The organism is Stenotrophomonas sp. 05L413 (genome assembly GCF_056397945.1).
Genome location: NZ_JBFTOL010000004.1, coordinates 134,132 through 156,048, shown reverse-complemented (window position 1 = coordinate 156,048; position 21,917 = coordinate 134,132). Strand labels below are relative to the sequence as shown.

Sequence of the window (21,917 nt, the reverse complement as noted above, 5' to 3'; positions counted from 1 at the left end):
TAATTACCTCCGTCCCCGTTGAGAAGAAGGGCTCCTTTCGGAGCCCTTCGTCGATCAACCCGAAATCGCCAACCGCTCCTGGTGGTAGCGACGCACTGCGGCATACCAGAACAGCGCCGCCAGACCGAAGCCCGCGCCGAGGTAGACCGCCCACATCTGCGGGCTGATCGCTTCGTGGCGGATGATCTTGAGCAGCATCTGGTTCTGCGCCAGGAACGGCACCGCGAACTGCCACAGCTCACTCTTGATCGGGTACACCATCAGCGCATACCCCGGCAGCATCGGCAGCAGCATCAGCCAGGTCATGTGGCTCTGGGCTTCTTTCATGCTTTTGGCGGCGGCCGAGAGGAAGGTCAGCAGCGACGTGCCGATGAACAGCATCGGCAGCATGATCAGCAGCATCTGCAGCATCGGCAGGAAGCCCATGTTGAGCTGCCGGCCTACCCCGCCGGAGGAGAGCTGCGCACTGATCTTGAAGGCCGCCAGGGTCAGCAACAGCGACGCCACACCGACCGCGCAGGCCGCAGCGATCTTGCCGCTGACGATCGCACTGCGCGGTGCCGGGGTGGCGAGCAGCGGCTCCAGCGATTGCCGCTCACGTTCGCCGGCCGTGGTATCCATCACCAGGTAGGCGCCGCCCAGGAACGAGGTGATGGTCAGCAGGATCGGCAACAGCACCGACAGCATCATCCCGCGCTTGGCTTCGGCGGTGGCCAGATCCTGTGCGGCAACGTCCAGCGGTCGCGCCACCTGCGCATCGATGCCGCGGGCCAGCAGGCGCAGCGCACCGACCTGCTGGCTGTAGCCGCCCAGTGCCGCCTCCAGGCGACTGCTGGGAATATCGGCGGCGCGGCGCGTACTGTCCTTGATGATCTCCACCAGCGCCGGGCGGCCGTCGGCCCAGTCCTTGCCGAAGTCCGGGCTGATGCGCAGCGCCACATCAATGCGCTGGCTGCGGATCGCCTCGGTGAGGTCTTTCGGTGCCTCGGTCGCATTCAGACCCTGCGATGCCAGGAAACGCACCAGATTGGGGGCATGCTCGCCGCCGATCATCGGAATTTCCAGCGGCTGCTCGATCTGCGTCTTGACCCGGCTTTCGGCCAGTTTGCTCATGCCCAGGATCAGTACCGGGTACAACAGCGGCCCCAGCAGCAGCGTCAGCGCGAGCGTGCGACGGTCACGGGAGAGATCGCGCAGTTCCTTGCGCATCACGGTCAACAGCGTGGCGAACGAACTCATGCGTGCAATCCTTCTTCGGTACCGATCGCCTTGACGAAGGCATCTTCCAGGTTGCTTTCCCCGGTCTGTGCGCGCAGCTCATCGGCGCTGCCGGCGGCCATCACCGTGCCCTGCGCGATGATCACCACGTGGTCGCACAGCGCAGCCACCTCCTGCATGATGTGGCTGGAGAAGATCACGCAGCGGCCTTCGTCGCGCAGTCCCCGCAGGAACCCGCGCAGCGCGCGCGTGGTCATCACGTCCAGCCCGTTCGTGGGCTCATCCAGGATCACATTGCGCGGGTCGTGCACCAGCGCGCGGGCGATCGCGGTCTTGGTGCGCTGGCCCTGCGAGAAACCTTCGGTCTGACGGTCGAGGATGTCATCCATCTCCAGCGCCGTGGCCAACACCTTGGTGCGCTCACGGATCCGCGCCGCGCTCAGGCCGTGCAGCTGGCCGAAGTAGGCGATGTTCTCGCGCGCGGTCAGGCGCTTGTACACCCCGCGCGCGTCCGGCAGGACCGCCAACTGACGACGCACCGCGACCGGGTCCACCGCTGCGTCGATGCCATCCACCAGCACGCGCCCCTGATCGGGCTTCATCAACGTGTACAGCATGCGCATGGTGGTGGTCTTGCCGGCACCATTGGGGCCGAGCAAGCCGGTGATGCGGCCATCATCGGCCTGGAAGCCCACGTTCTGGACGGCCTGGATCAGGCCGGTCTTGGTCTTGAACGCTTTATGCAGATTCTCGGCGACGATCATGCGCGCACCTCCCAGGTGCGGTACGAAGTACGGTTCATGGGGCCCACCCGTTGAACGAGGTGAAGGCGGGCACCGGGCTGAGGGTATCCAGGCAGGTGGCGTCGAGGGATTTGGCGTCGGCCGTGTCGATGAACTGCCCGAGGATGCGCGGCATGCAGCCGGCGTTGATCGTGCCGTGGCCCTGCCCCTTGGCGAGCAGGTGACGGCCGTTGGGCAGCTGCTTGACCACCTGCTCGGCGTAGCGCGGCGGTGTGACCGGATCGAACTGGCCCGACAGCAGCAGCACCGGCAGCGTCGAGGCGAACGGCGCGGTGAAATCCTTTGGTCGCGAACCGGCGTTCCAGGCCGGGCACGCGGCGAAGAACATGCGCGCCACTTCCGGGCCCAGCACGCGGTCGCCCTGCGCGCCTTCCTGATAGCGATCGGCATCTTCGGCGCACAGCACCGACCACTGCATGCCTCGGTTCATCTGCACGCCGAGGGTGCGGCTGGCCATCTTGCTCAGCGACATCAGCGGTGCATATCGTCCTTGGGCAGCTTCATCCAGCATGACCGGCAGCAGCGAGGACAGCTCGGGCATGTACGAGAACATGAAGGCCAGGGCGGTGACCGAGTCGGCGGTCAGTACGCCATGCTCTGCCTGACCGGTGCCCGGGTTGCGGTACTCGACCTCGACCGGGGCCTTGGCCAGGGTCGCCATGACGTTGCGCAGCTGCGTGCGGGTATCCACCGGGAAGCGCTTGGCGCAGATCGGATCCTGGCGGCACTGCGCCGACTGCAGGCTGATCGCATCTTCGAAGGTGTTGGCGAAGTCACCGCCAACCACCAGATCGTTCGGCACCACACCGTCGATCACCACCGTGCGGGTGTGCTGCGGGTAGCGCGCGGCGTACTGCTGTGCCACGCGGGTGCCGTAGGAGCCACCGACCAGGTTGACCTTGTCCACGCCCAGCGCCTTGCGCACCGCATCCAGATCACCAACGGCCTCGGTGGTGGTGTAGAAGCGGGTGTCGGCGCGGCCGGTCAGCGACTGCGCGCACTGGCGGGCGTAGTCCTCGATCAGCGTGCTGCTCGGCGCCGCATTCTCGTCCAGCGGCAGTTCCTTGCCCTGTGCGTCCAGGCAGCTCAGCGGATTGGACTTGCCGGTACCGCGCTGATCGATCAGGAAGATGTCGCGCTGCTTGCGCACGTCGCGCAGTGCCATGTTGACCGGTGCGGCAACCTCCGTCGCGGCCTGGCCCGGGCCACCGGCGACGAAGAAGACGGGGTCGCCGTTGCCCGCGCCATCGTTGCCGGCGCCCAGCCAGGCGATGTTCAAGCCGATCCTGCGACCGTCCGGTGCCGCCGGGTTCTCCGGCACCTGCAGCGTGGTGCATTGGGCTTCGACATTCGCGCTGGCCTGTGCGCTGGTCAGGGTGCAGGGCTGGAATGCGAGCGTCCCGTAGAGGCGCTCCGCCGCCTTGGGCGTCGCCTCCGGGGCAGCCTGGCAGGCAGCCAGCAGCAGGACTGCTGCGCTGGCCAGGGGACGGCAGGGAAGTCGCATGGTCGATCTCGTCCTGGAGTGAAGGGTCTCAGCATGCCATGACGACCGGGCGGCGCGGATGTGACTACACGCGTTGAGGCCGCCGTTGCGCCCGGTGCACGAAGATCTTCCTGTGGACCCGCCGAGCGGCGTCAGTCCACCAGGATCGCCGCTGCGCTGATGGTGCGGTCGCGGCCCTCGGCTTTGGCACGGTACAACGCGGTATCGGCGTCGCCGAGCAGGCGTGCGATGTCGTCACGGCCCGCATCGATGGCGAGGCCGATGCTGGCCGTGACCGGCACCAGCAGGCTCTCCACGCGGGCCGGTGATTCGCGCAGCGAACGCCGGATCCGATCCGCACACTGCAGTGCCTGCGCGGCATCGGCTCCGGGCAACACCACAACAAACTCCTCACCGCCATAGCGCCCGAGCAGGTGCTCGCGGTCGGCCACGCAGCCGGCCAGCACGTCGGCCACATGCCGTAGCACCGCATCGCCGGCCAGATGCCCCCAGCGGTCGTTGATCTGCTTGAAGTGGTCCACGTCCAGCAGCAGCAGGGCCAGCGGTCGCGGCGTGCGGCGCACCACCTGCAACAGGTTCGCGCCATCAGCGAGCACGGCACCGCGGTTGAGCAGGCCGGTCAATACGTCGGTGCGCGCCAGCCGCTGCAGATCGACCAGCATCCGTTCCACCAGCAGCAGCACCAGGGCGAAACAACGCGCCAGCTCCAGAATCAGGCCGGCCAGATACGTGGCGAATACCGGCGAACCGGCGCGCATGATGTCCTCGCCCGCATCTGGCGCCACCGGCAGGAACAGGCGTACCAGGTACAACAGGGCCTGCGCGGCGAACACCGCCGCTGCCAGCCGGCAGCTGGTGCGCTGGGCAGGCGGCGCGTGGCGCAGCAGCAACCACGCCATCCAGGCGTTGAGCAGCACCGCGAATACACTGAACACATTCAGCCGGATGACCAGGCTGGGATGGACCACCAGGAAAAAGGCGATGGCGCCGAGATACGTGGTGGCCAATGCCAGCGGCTGCCACCCGGGCAGCCGGCGGCCCAGATGGCGCGCCACGCCATACAGCATGAGGACACCGGACAGCGCGACGGCGACATTGCCGACGAGGATGCCCGCAACCTGCGGCAGATAGGGCCGCAGCGCCACCAGCGTCAGGCTGACCGACAGCATCCACAGGCTGGCCGTCCACAGCCGCAGTGCCGGTTGCCGCCGCAGTACCAGCAGCAGCAGTGAAAAGCCCATGGCGATGCCCAGGCACAGCAGGAAGCCGAGCACGGCGATGGTGGGGAAATCCAGGGGCATCGGGTCAGCCAGGCGGAAGCGGCGCGCGGCGCATCTTACCGCCCGCCGCGCGCCGATGCCGCTGGCGGCCCTGCCCTGAGGCACGGCTGCCGGGGACTACTTACTGCTGACGTACTTCTCGCGCCGCACCTGCGGCGTGGGCAGGCCGGCAGCCTTCAGAACCTCGAACGTCGCATCGACCATGTCCGGGTTGCCGCACAGATAGGCGATATCGGTGGCCGGGTTCGGGGCGAATTCGGCCAGATGCTGCTGCACGTAGCCGTGGCGCACGTCCGGATGAGGGTTCTCCGGCAGCTCGCGGGACAGGCACGGCACGTAGCGGAAGCCCGGATGGGCAGCCGCGAAGGCATAGAAGTCCTCGCTGTAGAGCAGTTCGGCCGGCGTTCTGGCGCCCTGTAGCAGGACCACCTCGACCCCGCGCTCGGCCATGGCGGTCGCCAGCAGCGGCAGCATCGACCGGTACGGGGTGACCCCGGTTCCGGTGGCGATCAGCAGGTAGCGGGCGTTGTGGTCGCCCGGCTGCAGGCAGAACCGGCCGAACGGGCCGCTGGCGCTGACGTGACCCCCGATGTCCAGGCCCTCGAACAGGGCCGTGGCGGCGCCGCCGGGGACGAAACTGACCGCGATATCGACCGCATCGCCCGCGCCGAGCGCATGATCATGAATGGTCGCCAGCGAGTAACTGCGCTTGGTGGCAGTGCCGTCGGCGTACTCGAAATGGACCTGGATGAACTGGCCGGGCTGGAAATCCAGCGGCTGGCCGTCATCACGCAGGAACTGGTAATGGCCGATGGTGGGCGCCAGCATGCGCCGGTCGACCAGTTTGAGGGGGAATTGGGCAGGCACGACGTTTCGGGACAGTGTGTAGCCGGGGCGAGCCCTCGGGGTCTTCTATAATAGCCGCTCCCCGCCCCTATCCAGCGCCAGCCCTTAGGCGCGAAGGCAAGAGCTTGGCTTCCCAGAACACTCCCGCGCCCACCGCCGCGCCCGCCCTGCGGGTGCGTGACCTCCGCAAAACCTATGACAACGGCACCCAGGCGCTGAAGGGCGTCTCCCTGGACGTGGCCCCGGGCGACTTCTTCGCCCTGCTGGGCCCCAACGGCGCCGGCAAGTCGACCCTGATCGGCATCATCAGCTCGCTGGTGAACCTCAGCGAAGGCCAGGTCGAGGTATTCGGCAGCGACCTGGTGCGCAACCGCAGCGCCACCATGCGCCTGATCGGCCTGGTCCCCCAGGAGATCAACTTCAACCTGTTTGAAAAGCCCTTCGACATCCTGGTCAACTACGCCGGCTTCTATGGCGTGGCGCGTGCCGAGGCCGAGAAGATGGCCGAGGAAGAGCTCAAGCGCGCCCACCTGTGGGAGAAGGCGCAGGTGATGAGCCGCACCCTGTCCGGCGGCATGAAGCGCCGGCTGATGATCGCCCGCGCGATGATGACCCGCCCACGCCTGCTGATCCTGGATGAGCCGACCGCCGGCGTGGACATCGAGATCCGCCGCGACATGTGGCGCGTGCTCAAGGAGATCAATGCCGCCGGCACCACGATCATCCTCACCACGCACTACCTGGAAGAAGCCGAGCACCTGTGCCGGAACCTGGCCATCATCAACCATGGCCAGATCGTCACCCAGGGCCCGATGCGCGAACTGCTGGCCAAGCTGGACGTGGAAGGCTTCCTGTTCGACATCGACGGCAGCCTGCCAGCCCAGCTGCCGGAGATCGACGGCGCGATCCTGATCGCCACCGACAGCCACACGCTGGATGTGGACATGCCGCGCGCGATGGACCTCAACCGGGTGTTTGACGCCTTGAACGCCGCCGGCATCCGGGTGCGTTCGATGCGGACCAAGAGCAACCGCCTGGAGGAGCTGTTCGTGCGCCTCACCGGCAACCAGGAGAACGTGGCATGAGCAGCACCCCGACCCCGGTCCTGACCGACGGCCAGCGCAACCGCATCGCCCTGATGACCATCGTGCGCCGTGAAGTGGCGCGCATCCTGCGCATCTGGGGCCAGACCCTGGTGCCGCCGGCGATCACCATGACCCTGTACTTCCTGATCTTCGGCGGGCTGATCGGCTCGCGCGTGGGCGAGATGGGCGGCTACAGCTACATGCAGTTCATCGTGCCGGGCCTGGTGATGATGAGCGTGATCCAGAACAGCTACGGCAACATCAGCTCCTCGTTCTTCGGCGCCAAGTTCGGCCGCCACGTGGAAGAGCTGCTGGTCAGCCCGATGCCGAACTGGGTGATCCTGTGGGGTTATGTGTCCGGTGCTGTGCTGCGCGGCATGATGGTCGGCGTGATCGTGCTGATCATCGCCATGTTCTTCACCCCGGTGCGCATCCCGCATCCGCTGGTGACGCTGACCACGGTGCTGCTGGGCGCGACGATCTTCTCGCTGGCCGGGTTCATCAACGCGGTGTACGCCAAGAAGTTCGATGACGTGGCGATCGTGCCGACCTTCATCCTGACCCCGCTGACCTACCTGGGCGGCGTGTTCTATTCGGTCAAGCTGCTGCCGACGTGGGCCGAGGCGGCCACGCATGCCAACCCGATCTTCTACATGGTCAACGCATTCCGCTACGGCCTGCTGGGCACCAGCGACGTGCCGCTGTGGGTGGCCTACGCGCTGATGATCGGCTTCGTGGTCGCATTGACCGCGCTGGCGCTGTGGCTGCTGAAGCGTGGTGTGGGGATGCGCAGCTGATGCGCATCCTGATTCTCGGCGCCGGTGGGACCGGTGGTTACTTCGGTGGTCGCCTGGCCCAGGCCGGCGTGGACGTGACCTTCCTGGTGCGCCCGGCCCGGGCGGCGCAGCTGGACGCGGCAGGGCTGGTGCTGCGCAGCCCGCTGGGCGATGCGGCGTTCCCGGTCCAGCACGTCACCGCCGAGGCGCTGCCCGCGTTGGCGAGCGCTGAACCGTTCGACCTGGTGATCCTGAGCTGCAAGGCCTACGACCTGGCCAGTTCGATCGATGCGATCGCCCCGGCGGTCGGGCCGCGCACCACGGTGCTGCCGATCCTCAACGGGCTGCGCCATTACGCCGATCTCGACGCCCGCTTCGGCCGCGATGCGGTGCTCGGTGGGCTGTGCTTCATCAGCGCGACCAAGGCCGCCGATGGCGCGGTGGTGCATCTGGCACCGGCGGCCAAGCTGACCTTTGGCGAGCGCGACGGCACCGGCAGCAGCGCGCGCGTGCTGGCGCTGGCGGCGGCCTGCGTACAGGCGGGCGTGGACCACGTCGCCAGCGATGCCATCGGGCAGGAGCAGTGGATCAAGTACACCTTCCTGACCACGCTGGCGGCGGCGACGTGCCTGATGCGCGCCGATGTCGGCACGATCGTCGCCACCGATGACGGTGCGGCGATCGTGCGCGGCCTTTACGACGAATGCGTGGCCGTTGCCGAGGCGGCTGGCGAGCCGATCCCGGCCAAGGCACGCGAGATCGCGCTGACCGCGACCACCCAGGCCGACTCTGCCTTGAAGGCCTCGATGCTGCGCGATCTGGAGGCCGGCCAGCAGGTGGAGGCTGAGCACATCGTCGGCGACATGCTGGTGCGTGCACGCGCAGCCGGGCAGGCCGCGCCGCTGCTGGCGGTGGCCTATGCGCACCTGCAGGCCTACCAGCAGCTGCGCAGCGCCTGAGCACGATGCCTACCGCGCTGCCCGCCCGCGTGCTGGTGCTGGGCCTGGGCTACAGCGGCCGGCATCTGGCCGCGCTGCTGCACGCGCATGGCGTGGCCTGCAGTGGCACGGTGCGTGATCCGGCGAGTGCGCCGGAGGATGGGCTGCTCCGCCACCGTCTGGTGGCAGGCGAACCGATCAGCGCGGGCCTGTGCGAGGCAATCCGCACGGCCGAGGCCATCGTCTGCGCCGTGCCACCCGATGCGGAGGGCGACCCGGCCTTGCGCCTGCTCACTGATGCGCTGAGTGACAGCCCTGCCCTGCGCTGGGTCGGCTATCTCTCCTCGACTGCGGTGTATGCCGACCGCGCTGGCGGCTGGGTCAACGAGACATCCACCGCCGATGCGACCGATGAGACCGCCTTGAAACGCCTGCACGCGGAACAGCAGTGGCAGGCCGTCGCGCAGGCCCGTGGCATCGCCTCGGCGGTGTTCCGGCTGCCGGGCCTGTACGGGCGCGGGCGCAATGCACTGGTCCAGCTGGCGCAGGGCAAGGCGAGGCATGTCGTGCGGCCGGGGCTGGTATTCAACCGGCTGCATGTGGAGGATCTGACCAGCGCGGTGCTGGCGGCAATGCAGCAGGCCGAAGGCCATGCGCTCCATCTGCTCAGCGATGACGAACCGGCGCCGCCGCAGGACGTGGTGGCCTACGCGGCGGCGCTGAGTGGGCTGCCGCTGCCCGTCGTGCAGGCGTGGGACGCACCCGAGGTGGCCGCCTCACTGCGCCGCTTCTACACCAGCAACAAGCGCATCGATGGCCGCGTCACGCGCGCCGCATTGCAGTGGCAGCCACGCTTCACGACCTACCGCGAAGGGCTGGACGACGCGTGGGCCCACGGCGACGGACGCCCTGCGCTGCGGTAGCCCACGACCGGTACCTACCTTCTCAGGCCGCGCCAGGCAAGCGGAAGAACGCGCGCGTAGCCGCCGTCGCATTGGCGGCCGTTGTCGCCACGTCTTCCCCACGATCGCGGGCCAGCTCTTCAACGATGTGCGACAGGAACATCGGCTCGTTGCGACGGTCCTTTGGCAGCGGCTTGAGCGTGCGCGGCAGCAGGTACGGTGCGTCGGTCTCGATCATCAGCCGGTTGGCCGGGATGTGCTTGACCAGCTCGCGCAGGTGCGCGCCGCGGCGTTCATCGCACAACCAGCCGGTGATGCCGATGTACCAGTCCTGGTCCAGATAATCGAACAGTTCCTGGCGCTCGCCGGTGAAGCAATGCACCACCGCCGGGCCGAGCTTGCCGTCGAAATTCTTCATCTGCGCCATGAAATCGGCATGGGCGTCGCGCTGGTGCAGGAACAGCGGCTTGCCGTTCTCGGCGGCGAGCTGCAGTTGGCGCTCGAAGGCACGGTGCTGCGCCGGGCGCGGCGAGAAATCTCGGAAGTAATCCAGCCCGCACTCACCTACCGCCACCACCTCGGCATGGGCGTGCAGCGCGCGCATTTCCGCGTCGCATTCGTCGGTGTATTCCACCGCATGGTGTGGGTGCACGCCCGCGGTCGCGTACAGGAACCCCGGATGCTGGCGGGCCAGATCCAGCGCCATCGGCGAATGCTCGCGGCTGGCGCCGGTGATCACCATCTGCACCACCCCCGCCTCGCGCGCACGCGCCAGCACGGCGTCGCGGTCGCGATCAAAGGAATCGTGGGTGAGGTTGGCGCCGATATCGATCAGTTGCATGGGGAGCTACGAGGCAGGTAACCCGCACATTGTAGCTGCCCCCGTCCAGGCTCACTCCGGATCAGGCCCGGTGAGCAGCCGTTGCACCAGTTCACGCGACAGACCAGTCAGCACGATCCGGTCGCCGTCGCGCATCACGGTGATGAACGGGTACCCATCGCGTTCGAGGATGTCGCCTGGTACCAGGCTGGCATCGACCATGCCACCTGTGGGATTGCGCAGATACCAGACTTCCGCGCACAACGCAGAATACGCCGGCAGCGGTTCCGGGTAGGTACCGCCCCGGCCCGCCACCTCGGCGGTCTTCAACAGGGCCAGCAGACGCGGCAGCAGGTCGCCATGGAGCTCAGCGTCCTCCATGCCGATCGATGCGCTGACGGCCTCGGGGGCGGTGCTCATGGCGAACAAGGTCGCGGTGGCACGCGAGCGCGGCACCACGCTTGTCCGAAGCGACAGGCCTTGCCCCTTCCAGAGCGCCTCGCTGGCGCCGTGCAGGAACGGCTGCAGGTCGTGGTCGAAACGCTTCAGCCACGCGCGGTACTGCAGGCGCGCCGCGTCCAGGTTCCAGTGTGGCAGCGCGCATTGCGCGCCAGGTGCCTGGCGCTGCCAGCGCTCGGGAATCCCCACGCCCGCGCATTCGCGGCATACCAGCTCGGTGTCGGTCGGGCCCTCGAAGTGCAGGCTGGGCGCTTGGGCGTCGGCACAGTCTTCGCTGCCGAGCAGCAGGCGAAAGCCCGTGGTGCCGGCGCAGCGCACCAGCGTGTTGCTGTGCATGCCCAATGTGCTGCGGCCGAACTGCGAGAGCCAGACAAAGGCGCGATCGTTGGCCAGCTGCAGGCTGGGGTAGAGCGGCTCGCGCAACGTGCCATCGGCCACTGCGCGCCGGATCGCCGCCTCGCTGTCCAACCCGGCAGGCAGGTAGCGGGCATCCAGCGTAGGGCGCAGCAGCATCGCCAGCGGGTGGCCGTCGTAGGGCATGTGCAATCCCTCGCCCAGGTCTTCGGCAGGTACCGCGGTAGGGCTGGCAGCGCCGACCGTCGCCAACGGAAAGATGAGAAGGAGCGACAACAACAGGGGAGCCAAGCGCGACATCTACACGTCCGGGTACAGCGGGGCGGCACAGGGAAGCATGCCTGCCCGTGGCTGGCAATCAGCGCGCCCTGCAGACACCGTATCCTTGCGCCATGAATGCGCCGATTTTTCCGATCTCCCCGCTGCTGCCACAGATTCTCGACCACCTGGTTGGCCACACGTGCCTGGTGCTGGAAGCGTCACCGGGCGCCGGCAAGACCACCCAGGTGCCGCTGGCTTTGCTGGATGCGCCATGGCTGGAAGGCCGGAAGATCATCATGCTGGAGCCGCGCCGCGTGGCCGCCCGCAGCGCCGCGCAGTTCATGGCGCGGCAGCTGGGCGAGAACGTCGGTGAGACCGTCGGCTACCGCATCCGCTTCGAGAACAAGATCTCCGCGCGGACCCGCATCGAGGTGGTGACCGAGGGCATCCTGACCCGGATGCTGCAGGACGACCCGCTGCTGGAGGGCGTGGGCGCGCTGCTGTTCGACGAATTCCACGAACGGCATCTGGCCGCTGATCTGGGCCTGGCCCTGGCGCTGGACGTGCAGTCCCAGCTGCGCGAGGACCTGCGCATCGTGGTGATGTCGGCCACGCTGGATGGCGAGCGACTGGCGCAGTTTCTCGATGCGCCGCGCCTGAGCAGTGAGGGCCGCAGCTTCCCGGTCACGATCGCGCACTTCCCCGCCCGCCGCGACGAGGCACTGGAACCGCAGGCACGGCGCGCGGTGGAGCAGGCCTTGGCCGAGCATCCTGGCGATGTACTGGTGTTCCTGCCCGGCCAGCGCGAGATCGCGCGTGTGCAGACGGCGCTGCAGTCTGTGCTCGACCCGGCCGTACAGGTGCTGCCGCTGCACGGCGAACTGCCGGTGGACCAGCAGTCGCAGGTGCTGCAGCCCGATCCCGGCGGTCGGCGCCGCGTGGTGCTGGCCACCAACGTGGCCGAGTCATCGGTGACCCTGCCCGGCGTGCGGGTGGTGATCGACGCGGGTCTGGCACGCGAGCCGCGTTACGACCCCAACAGCGGTTTCGCGCGCCTGGACGTGGTGAACATCGCGCAGGCCTCGGCCGATCAGCGTGCCGGCCGTGCCGGCCGTGTCGCCGAGGGCTGGGCGTGGCGCTTGTGGCCGCAGTCGCAGCGGCTGGAGGCACAGCGTCGGCCCGAGATCGCGCAGGTGGAACTGGCCTCGCTGGCACTGGAACTGGCTGCCTGGGGCAGTGACGACCTGCGCTTCGTCGATACACCGCCGGCCGGTGCACTGGCCGCCGCGCGTGAACTGCTGCAGCGCCTGGGCGCGCTCAGCGACAGCGGCACGCTGACCCCGCTGGGCCGGCGCATGCTGACCCTCGGCACGCATCCGCGCCTTGCGGCGATGCTGATGGCGGCAGGCAGTGGTGTCGAGCTGGCCCTGGCCTGCGATCTGGCCGCGCTGGTGGAAGCGCGCGATCCGCTGCGCCAGGGCGGTGATGCACTCGCCGCGCGCTGGCGGGCGCTGGCGGCGTTCCGCCACGGGCGGGCACCCCACGACGCCAACCGCGGCGGCCTGGCCACGATCGATGCCGCCAGCAAACAGTGGCGGCGACGCCTGCGCTGTGATGCCGCGCCCCCTTCGTCAGTCGAAGCGCATCAGCTCGGCGACCTGCTCGCACATGCGTTCCCGGACCGGATCGCCGCCCGCCATCCCACCGATCCGCTGCGCTACCTGCTGGCCAACGGCCGCAGCGCGCGCCTGTTCGATCCCAGCGACCTGCGTGGTGAGCCGTGGCTGGTTGCCGTTGAACTGCGCTATGAGGCACGCGACGCGTTGCTGCTGCGCGCCGCGCCGGTGGACGAGAACCGCCTGCGCCGTGACTTCCCGGCGCGCTTCACGCAGGACGACGTGGTGCGTTGGGACGGCGAAAAGCGCGCACTGGTCGCCCGCCGTGAGACCCGCTTCGATCGCATCGTACTGGACAGCCGCTCGGCCGGCCGCGTGGACCCCGCCCACGCCGCGAAAGCCCTGACCGAGGCCGTCGCCGAACTCGGCCTGGATGCCTTGCCGTGGACGGAGGGCCTGCGCCAATGGCAGGCGCGTGCGCTGGCGGTGCGCGCGTGGATGCCGGAACTGGCGTTGCCGGACGTCTCCGATGCAGCGCTGATGGCGACGCTGCCGACCTGGCTGACGCCCGCGTTCAACGGCAAGACACGCCTGGATGCCCTCGACGAATCCAGCCTCGGCGAAGCGCTGAAGTCACCGCTGCCGTGGGCGCAACGCCAGCTGATCGATCGCCACGCCCCGGTCCGCATCACCGTGCCCTCCGGCATGGAGCGCCCGATCCATTACACAGTGGATGCCGACGGCATCAGCCCGCAGGCGCCGGTGCTGGCGGTCAAGCTGCAGGAGCTGTTCGGCTTGAGCGATACCCCGCGCATCGCCGATGGCCGCATTCCATTGACGCTGCACCTGCTGTCCCCCGGCGGCCGCCCGCTGCAGGTGACCCAGGACCTGCGCAACTTCTGGGCGAACACCTACGCCGAGGTGAAGAAGGAAATGAAGGGGCGGTATCCCCGGCATCCGTGGCCGGACGATCCGTGGACGGCGAACGCGACACACCGCGCCAAGCCGCGCGGCACGTGAGCACGCCGCCCCCTTCCTCACCCGATGCGCGCATTCATGGCTGTCACCTGACCATCGCCCGGCACGTGGCTCGCGCAGCGCGGGGAACCGGCTACAGTCGTGATCCGGCCGTGGCAAATGGATAACACGCCCTACACGGCCACCGCGCGACACTGGATCAGAACCTTTAGGCAAGGACCCCCCATGAGCAGATTGACTGTGATTACCGACCGCGCCCTCGAGCGTGCCCTGGACATCGCCAGCACCGCCGGTGACGGCCTCAAGCATGCCGGCAGCAACCTGCGTCACTTCGGGCCGCAGGCGACCGACTGGATCAAGACTGGCGCCGCACTCGGTGCGGTCAAGACCGGCAGCAAGGTCGCCGCCAAGGTGGTGCGCCGCAATCCGGCCGTGACCATCGCCGCTGCCGCTGTCGGCGTGGGGCTGCTGGGCTACGCGCTGTACCGCAAGCAGCAGAAGAAGAAGCTTGCCAATGGCGGCGTGGTGAACGGCCAGGCGCAGCGCATCAGCGCACGCAACCGCCGCAACGAGACCGTGGTGGACGAAACCAGCGATATCGGCAGCGACGCCTGATCCGCTGACGCGTTACCGCACGCGCATCGAAACCGCCGGTCGCTACCGGCGGTTTTTTATTTTCCGATCTCGCGCCATTGGCCGGGTTGAAGATCGCCGATCGCATGTGCGCCCATCGAGACACGCACCAGGCGCAACGTGGGCAGTCCGACCGCCGCGGTCATGCGTCGCACCTGGCGGTTGCGGCCTTCGCGCAGCGTGATCGCCAGCCACGCATCGGGCACCGTCTTGCGGAAACGCACCGGCGGCGTGCGCGGCCACAGCTCAGGCGACGGTTCCAGCCGTTCGACACCGGCCGGCAGCGTTGGCCCATCGTTGAGCAGCACGCCACGGCGCAGCGCCTGGACCTGCTCATCGGTCACCGTGCCTTCGACCTGCACCCAATAGGTTTTGTCGGCCTTGTGCCGCGGATCGGTCAACTGGTGTGCCAGGCCGCCGTCATCAGTGAGCAGCAGCAGGCCTTCGCTGTCGTAATCCAGCCGGCCAGCCGCGTACACCGCCGGTGGCAGCCCGAAACCGGCCAGGGTCGCGCGTGGCGGCTGGCTGCGGTCGGTGAACTGGCACAGCACGTTGAACGGTTTGTTGAAGGCGATCAGCATCGGGGCAACAGCGGCGGTGGGATGGCCCATTGTCCCATCCCCGTGCCGCCGCCGCGATCCGCGCGAACGTCAGCCGATGACGTTCATTTTGAGCAGGACGCGCGGGCCATGGCCTGTGCGGGTCGCTTACTTGCCCGGCTTCACGAAGCGCAGCGTCATGCGGTCGCTTTCGCCGATCGCCTGGTACTTGGCCTCATCGGCCGCGTCATGCTGGTTGGTCGGTGGCAGCGTCCACACACCGTTCGGGTAATCCTTGGTGTCGCGCGGATTGGTGTTGATCTCGCTGCTGCCGGCCAATTCGAAGCCGGCGGCCTTGGCCATCGCGATCACCTGCGGCTGGCCCACGTAACCGGTCTTGTCGTCTGCCGGCACATCGGCCTTGGCACGATGCTCCACCACGCCGAGCACGCCGCCCGGCTTGAGCACCGAGAAGAAGCCCTTGAACATGCCTTCGGCCTGGCCGCTGCTGCGCCAGTTGTGCACGTTGCGGAAGGTCAGCACTACATCGGCCGAGTTGGCCGGGCCGAACACCGGGGCCTTCGGGTCATAGGCGACCACACGGCTCTTGCCGAACACCGCGGCGTCGCCGGCAAATTTCTTGTCCAGCCCGTCGCGGCTGCGCTGCTGGTAGTCGCGGCCACGTCCCTCCGCCACGGCCATCGGATCGACCACGGCGGCGACGTACTGGCCCTTTTCGTGCAGCAGCGGCGCGAGGATCTCCGAATACCAGCCGTTGCCCGGGGTGATCTCGATGACCGTCTGGCCCGGCGCGACACCGAAGAACGACAACGTCTGCGCCGGATGGCGGTAAGCATCGCGCTTGACGTTGGCCGGATCGCGGCGGCTGTCCTGCACGGCCTTCTGCACGGCCGGGGTGATCGCGACCTGCGCGTTCGGACCGGCGGGCTTGATCGCCATCGCGGGGGCGGCAAGCATCAGGGTGGAAACAGTGAACAGGCAGGCACAGGTCAACGAACGGGCTTTCATCGGCGAGCTTCCGGTAACGGGATGCCGCGAGCCTAGCAGCGAAGCGTGTACAGGTGTTCACAAAACGTTAGTGCGACGCAGCATTCCGGAACACTGTTTTGTGCCTGCTGCCGCAACGCTGTCACCACCCCGGCCGTATGCTGTGGAAAGGATTCCCAGGGAGAACATCACCCATGACTGCTACGCGCGAACTCGGTCGTTCCGGCCTCCATGTCGCCCCCATCGCCTTCGGCGGCAATGTCTTCGGCTGGAGTGCGGACGAGAAGACCTCCTTCGCCCTGCTCGATGCCTTCGTCGATGCCGGCTTCAACCTGGTCGATACCGCCGACGTCTATTCCGCCTGGGTGCCCGGCAACCAGGGCGGCGAATCGGAAACCATCCTGGGCCGCTGGTTCCAGCACAGCGGCAAGCGCGACAAGGTGGTGCTGGCGACCAAGGTGGCCAAGTGGTCCGAACACCCCGGCCTGTCGGCCGACAACATCACCGCTGCGGTGGAGGATTCGCTGCGCCGCCTGCAGACCGACGTGATCGATCTGTACCAGGCGCACGAAGATGATGAATCCACGCCGCTGGAGTCCACGCTGGCCGCCTTCGGTCGCCTGATCGAACAGGGCAAGGTGCGCGCGATCGGTGCCTCCAATTACAGCGCCGAGCGTCTGCGCGATGCCTTGAGGGTATCGGCCGACTACAAACTGCCGCGCTATGAAACGCTGCAGCCGGAGTACAACCTGTACGACCGTGCCGGCTACGAATCCGGGCTGGAAGCGGTGGTGCGCGAAGCGCAGTTGGGCGTGATCAGCTACTACTCGCTGGCCAGTGGCTTCCTCAGCGGCAAGTACCGCAGTGCGGCCGATGCGGGCAAGAGCAGCGCGCGCGGCCAGAGCGTGGTCGACAAGTACGTCAATCCGCGCGGGCTGCGCATCCTCACCGCGCTGGACGATGTAGCCAGCGCGCATGGCGTGAGCCCCTCGCAGGTGGCGATCGCGTGGTTGATCGCGCGCCCGGGCATCACCGCGCCGATCGTCAGCGCCACCAGTGTCGAGCAGTTGAAGGATGTGCTGGCGGCCGCGAAGGTCGCGCTGTCGGCGCAGGATGTGCAGCAGCTGGATGCGGCGAGCGCCGAACAGGCCTGAGCCCACCGGCAGGTCTGACGGAGGACAGCCGCCGCAGGGCGGCTGTGTCCGTTTGGGCTGGGCATTCCGCTCCCGGACCGGCCGGGCCCCGGGTCTTATCGGCTGGCCCGGCTGTCTTCGGCGACCAGCGCATGGTGCAGGCTCACCCCGGCGCGTACGCCTTCGGCACTGGCCAGGCTGATGTTGCCGACCAGCGTGGCATCACCCGCGGCATAGATGCCGGGCACGCTGGTCTGCTTGCCCGCGTCGACCTGGACCAGCACGCCGATCGGGCTGTCCTCCAGCACGCAGCCCAGTTGTTCCACCAGCGGTGTCGCCATGTGCTGCCGCGCGGTGACGAACAGCGCGCGCAGTTCAACCCGGCGGCCATCGGCGAGCACGGCGGCGCTCAGCGCCGGTGCCTCGCCTTCCAGGCCAACCACCGCCGCATGCTCGATGCTGACCCCGCGGCGCTGCAGCGCGGCCAGGTCGTCGGTCTCCAGCGTCATGCCGTGTGCGAACAGGGTGACGTCGCCCCAGTCGGCGAGAAGCGCGGCCATCGTGGCGGATTTCTCATGCCCGCCCAGCAGCCCGATCGCGCCGCCGCCGATTTCGTAGCCATGGCAGTACGGGCAGTGCACCACGCTGTGCCCCCAGCGCTCGGCCAGTCCCGGCAGCTCGGGCAGTTCGTCGCGGATGCCGGTCGCCAGCAGCAGCTTGCGCGTGGCCCAGGTGTCACCGTTCTCGGTGCCGACCACGAAGCCATCCACGGTCGGTTGGGCGGTGGTGACCGTGTCACTGATCCACCGCACCGTGGGGTAGTCCAGCAGCTGGGTCTTGGCGTTGCGCAGCAGCTCGGCGCCGGCGATGCCGTCCTGGCCGAGCACGCCGTGCGAATGCGCGGCGAAGCGGTTGCGCGGCAGGCCGCCGTCGATCACCAGCACCTCACGGCGGGCCCGCGCCAGGATCAGGGCGGCGGACAGGCCGGCGAAACTGCCGCCGACGACAATCGCATCAAAGGTCATGGGGAACTCCTGCAGCGTGGTGGGCCAGGTGGCGGGCGAAGGCCTCGCCCAGGGTGGCCAGGGTGGTGTCGCGCAGGCGGGCCTCGAGCAGGGCCTGAGCCTGGCGGTAACTGTCATCGAGCGCGTCGTTGACCACGCGCTGCACCGGGCAGCCGCGGCCGGTCTCGCGGGCGCCGGTGTGCAGCAGGGCAGGCGCACCGATGGCCACGTACACGTCATACAGCGTGATCTGCGCCGGTTCCCGGGCCAGCTGGCTGCCGCCGCCATGGCCACGCACGCTGGTGACCAGCCCACCCTTGTGCAGGGCGGACAGCAGGCGCCGGATCACCACCGGATGGGTGGGCAGGCAGGTGGCGAGCTGCTCGGAGGTGCGCGGGCCGTCCTGGCCGACCAGATGGGCCATCACGTGCAGCGCGTCGGAGAACTGGTTGCTGGCTTTCATGTAACAACGATAGTTACATATCAGTTGCCTGTCCAGTCCTGTTTTGTTCCATGCATGACCATATTTCATCTACACGCCATCATCACAACATTTAATGGAACGGTAACCGTGATTGGCGTCGCACTTCAGCCTGTTCCTGACAGACCGATACCGCATCGCCCTTCCTCACTTTTGATCTCTCATGACGTCCTCCGCACCGGCGCGTCCACGCGCCCTGAGTCTTCAATTCAAACTGCTGGGCGCGCTGTCGCTCGGCTTGGTCATCATCGTGCTGGCCGCCTTGGCCGGCCTGGGTTCGGCCTGGCGCAACCTCTCGGCCGAGGTGCCGGTCGAGGTGGCTCGCAAGGCACAGGCCGAGCTGTTGCAGCGCGAGTTCCGCCTGCAGGTGCAGGAGTGGAAGAACGTGTTGATCCGCGGTGCGGACGACGCACAACGCGAACGCCACCTGGCAGCCTTTGATGCGGAAGGACGCCGCATCGAAGCGTTGGCCGGTACGCTCGCCACCAGCCGCGACGAACAGACCCGCACGCTGGCCAACCAGTTCCTGGCCGAGCACCGCGCACTGGACGCTCGCTACCGCGGCGCGCTCGAGGCGTTCGCGGCCAGCGGTTATGACACCCAGGCCGGCGATGCACTGGTGCTCGGCGCCGACCGGGCCGTGGGCACTACGCTGGATGCGCTGGCCGCGCGTGCCAGCGAACGTGCCGAGTACGAAACCAACGCCACCTCCGAACGCGCACGCGCCGCGCTGGTCGCCTCGGCCATGGTCACGGCGCTGGCGGCGCTGATGCTGTTGGCGGTGCTCACCCTGTGGCTGCGCCGCGCGGTGATCGCGCCCGTGGTTGCGGTGGAGGCGGCCGCGCGCGCGGTGGCACGCGGTGATCTGGAGCATGCCGTGGTGGTGCGCAGCGGCGACGAGATCGGTCGCCTTGGCACCGCGATGCGCGAGGTCACCCAGACCCTGAAGGACGTGCTGGCCGCACAGGCGACGATGGCGCAGCGCCACGATGCCGGTGAGATCAGCTACCGCATGGACGCGAGCGTGTTCCCCGGCGGCTACGGCCAGATGGTGCGCGACACCAACACGCTGGTCGCCAACCATATCCAGGTGAAGCTGCGCGCGATCGAGATCATGGGCCATTACGCGGTCGGTGATCTGTCGGTGGACATGGAGCGCCTGCCCGGCGAAAAGGCGGTGATCACCCAGGCGCTGGATACGGCCAAGGCCAACCTCGGTGCGATCAATGCCGAGATCAAGCGGTTGGCCGCAGCGGCTGCCGTAGGCGATTTCAGCCAGCGCGGCGATGAAGCGCGCTACCAGCACGACTTCGGCGAGATGGTGGGCGGCCTCAACCGCCTGATGCAGACCACCGAGCAGGATCTGGGCGAGGTCTCACGCGTGCTGCAGGCGATCGCCGGCGGTGATCTCAGCGCGCGCATGCGGGGCGATTTCCACGGCGTGTTCGCCCGCATGCGCGATGACATGGCGCGTACCACCGGTCAGCTGACCACCATCGTCGGCGACATCAAGCAGGCCGCGCAGTCGATCCAGACCGCCGCGGGCGAGATCGCTGCAGGCAACAGCGACCTGTCGCGCCGTACCGAGCAGCAGGCAGCGAATCTGGAGGAGACCGCCGCCTCGATGGAAGAGCTGACCTCCACGGTGCGCCAGAACGCCGAACACGCACGCCAGGCCAACCAGCTCTCGATCAGTGCCGCCTCCGTCGCCTCGCAGGGCGGCGAGGTGGTCGGCCGGGTGGTCACCACGATGGGCGCGATCCAGTCCTCGTCGCGGCAGATCGCCGAGATCATCAGCGTCATCGACGGCATCGCCTTCCAGACCAACATCCTCGCGTTGAACGCAGCCGTCGAAGCGGCACGTGCCGGTGAACAGGGCCGCGGCTTTGCGGTGGTCGCCAGCGAAGTGCGTACGCTGGCGCAGCGTTCGGCCGGTGCGGCCAAGGAGATCAAGGCGCTGATCGATCAGTCCGTCGCCGATGTCRACAGTGGCGCAGCACTGGTACGGCAGGCCGGGCAGACCATGGGCGAGATCGTCGGCAGCGTGCAGCGCGTCACCGACATCATGGCCGACATCGCCGCCGCGTCGCAGGAGCAGTCGGCCGGCATCGAACAGGTCAACCAGACCGTGGTGCAGATGGACGAAACCACGCAGCAGAACGCGGCCCTGGTGGAGGAAGCCTCCGCGGCGGCACGCAGCATGGAAGAGCAGGCCGTGGCCTTGAATGCCGCGGTGGATGTGTTCGTGCTGGATGCCGGGCGCGGGGCGGTGAGCGGATTGGCGCGCGCGGCGTGATGCAGCCGTAGTGCCGGCCAGCGGCCGGCACTACCGGGCGTAGGGGGTGCCCACCATGGCCTGCGCCAGGTGATCCAGGAACGAGCTGATCCGCGCCGAGACCGCCGTGTTGCGGTAGTACACGGCGTGGATCGGCTGGCGTACCTCCACGGTGAGGTCCGGCAACAGCTGCACCAGGGTGCCGGCTTCGCGGTCGCGGTGGGTCATGAAGTCGGACAGGCAGACGATGCCCACCCCTTCCAGCGCGAGCCGGCGCAGCGTTTCGCCGCTGGAGACCGCCACCGCCGGGCGCACGTGCAGCAGCGCGTCGGTCGCGCCGGGCAGCGGCCAGTGATTGAGTGAATCGGGCTCGTTGAAACCCAGCAGGGTGTGCGTGCCCAGTGCCGCGACATCGCGCGGGGTGCCGTGCTGCTGCAGGTAGGCTGGGCTGGCCATCACGCGCAGGCGGCTGTGCGCCAGCGGCCGTGCATGCAGGGTGGAATCGGCCAGTGGCCCGATCCGGATGGCCACATCGGTGCGCCGCTCCAGCAGATCGATGTAGCGCTCGCTGCTGTTGAGCTCCAGCGCCACCTCGGGATAGCGCGCGCGGTAGCTCGCCACCAGCGGGGCGATCACGTGCAGCACGAACGGCATCGCCGCATCCACACGCAGGCGCCCGGCCGGGCGTTGACGCCGGGCGGCGATCTGCTCCTCGGCCGCTTCCACCGAGGCCACGATTGCGCGGGCCTGGGCCAGGAAGGCGTCGCCTTCCTCGGTCAGCTGCAGGCGACGGGTGGTGCGGGTCAACAGCGTGGTGCCGAGTTTCTCCTCCAGCCGGCCCAGTGCCCGGCTGACACCGGACGTGGTCTGGCCAAGCTGTTCGGCGGCGGCGGTGATCGACCCGCTGTCGATCACCGCGATGAAGGCCTGCATCTCATCGAGGGTGGTTTTCATGGCGGCGGCCGGGCGGAAGGGGCCCATTATTGACCATGGGGCAACAGTGA

20 protein-coding genes are annotated in these 21,917 nt (G+C 68.1%); 8 read left to right on the top strand and 12 right to left on the bottom strand.

What is annotated here, in order from left to right:
* Positions 1 to 54: 54 nt before the first annotated feature.
* From AC1DIQ_RS09970 to AC1DIQ_RS09950, 5 genes are all read right to left on the bottom strand, one after another.
* Positions 55 to 1,239: an ABC transporter permease gene (locus tag AC1DIQ_RS09970; protein WP_121040808.1), complete on the bottom strand. Its 1,185-nt coding sequence runs from the start codon at positions 1,237 to 1,239 to the stop codon at positions 55 to 57.
* Positions 1,236 to 1,982: an ABC transporter ATP-binding protein gene (locus AC1DIQ_RS09965; protein WP_121040810.1), complete on the bottom strand. Its 747-nt coding sequence runs from the start codon at positions 1,980 to 1,982 to the stop codon at positions 1,236 to 1,238. The genes AC1DIQ_RS09970 and AC1DIQ_RS09965 overlap by 4 nt, the downstream gene beginning before the upstream one ends.
* A 34-nt stretch (positions 1,983 to 2,016) precedes the next feature.
* Positions 2,017 to 3,525 carry an alpha/beta hydrolase gene (locus tag AC1DIQ_RS09960; RefSeq protein ID WP_121040812.1) on the bottom strand — a complete coding sequence of 503 codons (1,509 nt, stop codon included), beginning with the start codon at positions 3,523 to 3,525 and terminating at the stop codon, positions 2,017 to 2,019.
* 131 nt (positions 3,526 to 3,656) lie between these two features.
* Entirely contained in the window at positions 3,657 to 4,826 is a 1,170-nt protein-coding gene (locus tag AC1DIQ_RS09955) for a GGDEF domain-containing protein (RefSeq protein WP_121040814.1), read from the bottom strand.
* Between the two features lie 96 nt (positions 4,827 to 4,922).
* Positions 4,923 to 5,672 (bottom strand): ferredoxin--NADP reductase, encoded by a 750-nt coding sequence (locus AC1DIQ_RS09950; protein WP_121040816.1) that lies wholly within the window; start codon positions 5,670 to 5,672, stop codon positions 4,923 to 4,925.
* A 104-nt stretch (positions 5,673 to 5,776) separates the two neighbouring features.
* On the opposite strand from AC1DIQ_RS09950, the gene AC1DIQ_RS09945 reads away from it, so the two are divergent.
* Genes AC1DIQ_RS09945 through AC1DIQ_RS09930 form a run of 4 tightly spaced genes read left to right on the top strand, consistent with a single transcriptional unit; the run spans position 5,777 to position 9,373 of the window.
* Positions 5,777 to 6,736, top strand: a complete 960-nt coding sequence (locus tag AC1DIQ_RS09945) for an ABC transporter ATP-binding protein (RefSeq protein ID WP_121040818.1) — start codon at positions 5,777 to 5,779, stop codon at positions 6,734 to 6,736.
* On the top strand, positions 6,733 to 7,533 hold the full coding sequence (locus AC1DIQ_RS09940; RefSeq protein WP_123729863.1) for an ABC transporter permease: 801 nt from the start codon (positions 6,733 to 6,735) through the stop codon (positions 7,531 to 7,533). Before AC1DIQ_RS09945 ends, AC1DIQ_RS09940 begins: the two co-directional genes overlap by 4 nt.
* Entirely contained in the window at positions 7,533 to 8,471 is a 939-nt protein-coding gene (panE, locus tag AC1DIQ_RS09935) for a 2-dehydropantoate 2-reductase (RefSeq protein ID WP_282258023.1), read from the top strand. The genes AC1DIQ_RS09940 and panE overlap by 1 nt, the downstream gene beginning before the upstream one ends.
* Before the next feature lie 5 nt (positions 8,472 to 8,476).
* Positions 8,477 to 9,373 (top strand): Rossmann-fold NAD(P)-binding domain-containing protein, encoded by an 897-nt coding sequence (locus tag AC1DIQ_RS09930; protein WP_282258025.1) that lies wholly within the window; start codon positions 8,477 to 8,479, stop codon positions 9,371 to 9,373.
* A gap of 22 nt (positions 9,374 to 9,395) precedes the next feature.
* Here the strand turns inward: AC1DIQ_RS09930 and AC1DIQ_RS09925 are convergent, their stop codons facing one another.
* Both AC1DIQ_RS09925 and AC1DIQ_RS09920 read right to left on the bottom strand, forming a co-directional pair.
* Positions 9,396 to 10,193: a TatD family hydrolase gene (locus tag AC1DIQ_RS09925; RefSeq protein ID WP_121040826.1), complete on the bottom strand. Its 798-nt coding sequence runs from the start codon at positions 10,191 to 10,193 to the stop codon at positions 9,396 to 9,398.
* Between the two features lie 51 nt (positions 10,194 to 10,244).
* Positions 10,245 to 11,285, bottom strand: coding sequence for a hypothetical protein (locus AC1DIQ_RS09920; RefSeq protein ID WP_478049954.1), 1,041 nt, complete (start codon positions 11,283 to 11,285; stop codon positions 10,245 to 10,247).
* Between the two features lie 92 nt (positions 11,286 to 11,377).
* Between AC1DIQ_RS09920 and hrpB the strand changes: the two genes are divergently transcribed.
* Positions 11,378 to 13,882, top strand: coding sequence for an ATP-dependent helicase HrpB (gene hrpB, locus AC1DIQ_RS09915; RefSeq protein WP_478049953.1), 2,505 nt, complete (start codon positions 11,378 to 11,380; stop codon positions 13,880 to 13,882).
* 183 nt (positions 13,883 to 14,065) lie between these two features.
* The gene (locus AC1DIQ_RS09910; protein ID WP_121040832.1) at positions 14,066 to 14,455 is read left to right on the top strand and encodes a hypothetical protein; all 390 of its coding nucleotides are present in this window, start codon (positions 14,066 to 14,068) and stop codon (positions 14,453 to 14,455) included.
* Positions 14,456 to 14,511: 56 nt separating this feature from the next.
* On the opposite strand, the gene AC1DIQ_RS09905 is transcribed toward AC1DIQ_RS09910, so the two are convergent.
* Both AC1DIQ_RS09905 and AC1DIQ_RS09900 read right to left on the bottom strand, forming a co-directional pair.
* On the bottom strand, positions 14,512 to 15,054 hold the full coding sequence (locus tag AC1DIQ_RS09905) for a pseudouridine synthase (RefSeq protein WP_121041332.1): 543 nt from the start codon (positions 15,052 to 15,054) through the stop codon (positions 14,512 to 14,514).
* Between the two features lie 126 nt (positions 15,055 to 15,180).
* Positions 15,181 to 16,041, bottom strand: coding sequence for a class I SAM-dependent methyltransferase (locus AC1DIQ_RS09900; RefSeq protein ID WP_478049952.1), 861 nt, complete (start codon positions 16,039 to 16,041; stop codon positions 15,181 to 15,183).
* Between the two features lie 173 nt (positions 16,042 to 16,214).
* Between AC1DIQ_RS09900 and AC1DIQ_RS09895 the strand changes: the two genes are divergently transcribed.
* Positions 16,215 to 17,174: an aldo/keto reductase gene (locus AC1DIQ_RS09895; RefSeq protein WP_282258041.1), complete on the top strand. Its 960-nt coding sequence runs from the start codon at positions 16,215 to 16,217 to the stop codon at positions 17,172 to 17,174.
* 95 nt (positions 17,175 to 17,269) lie between these two features.
* Here the strand turns inward: AC1DIQ_RS09895 and AC1DIQ_RS09890 are convergent, their stop codons facing one another.
* Positions 17,270 to 18,178 carry an NAD(P)/FAD-dependent oxidoreductase gene (locus AC1DIQ_RS09890; protein WP_282258042.1) on the bottom strand — a complete coding sequence of 303 codons (909 nt, stop codon included), beginning with the start codon at positions 18,176 to 18,178 and terminating at the stop codon, positions 17,270 to 17,272.
* Positions 18,168 to 18,620: an Rrf2 family transcriptional regulator gene (locus AC1DIQ_RS09885; protein WP_282258044.1), complete on the bottom strand. Its 453-nt coding sequence runs from the start codon at positions 18,618 to 18,620 to the stop codon at positions 18,168 to 18,170. The genes AC1DIQ_RS09890 and AC1DIQ_RS09885 overlap by 11 nt, the downstream gene beginning before the upstream one ends.
* Before the next feature lie 181 nt (positions 18,621 to 18,801).
* Between AC1DIQ_RS09885 and AC1DIQ_RS09880 the strand changes: the two genes are divergently transcribed.
* Positions 18,802 to 20,934 (top strand): methyl-accepting chemotaxis protein, encoded by a 2,133-nt coding sequence (locus tag AC1DIQ_RS09880; RefSeq protein WP_478049951.1) that lies wholly within the window; start codon positions 18,802 to 18,804, stop codon positions 20,932 to 20,934.
* Between the two features lie 30 nt (positions 20,935 to 20,964).
* On the opposite strand, the gene AC1DIQ_RS09875 is transcribed toward AC1DIQ_RS09880, so the two are convergent.
* A complete protein-coding gene (locus tag AC1DIQ_RS09875; protein ID WP_121041334.1) occupies positions 20,965 to 21,867 on the bottom strand; it encodes a LysR family transcriptional regulator in 903 nt (300 codons plus the stop codon).
* Positions 21,868 to 21,917: the final 50 nt, after the last annotated feature.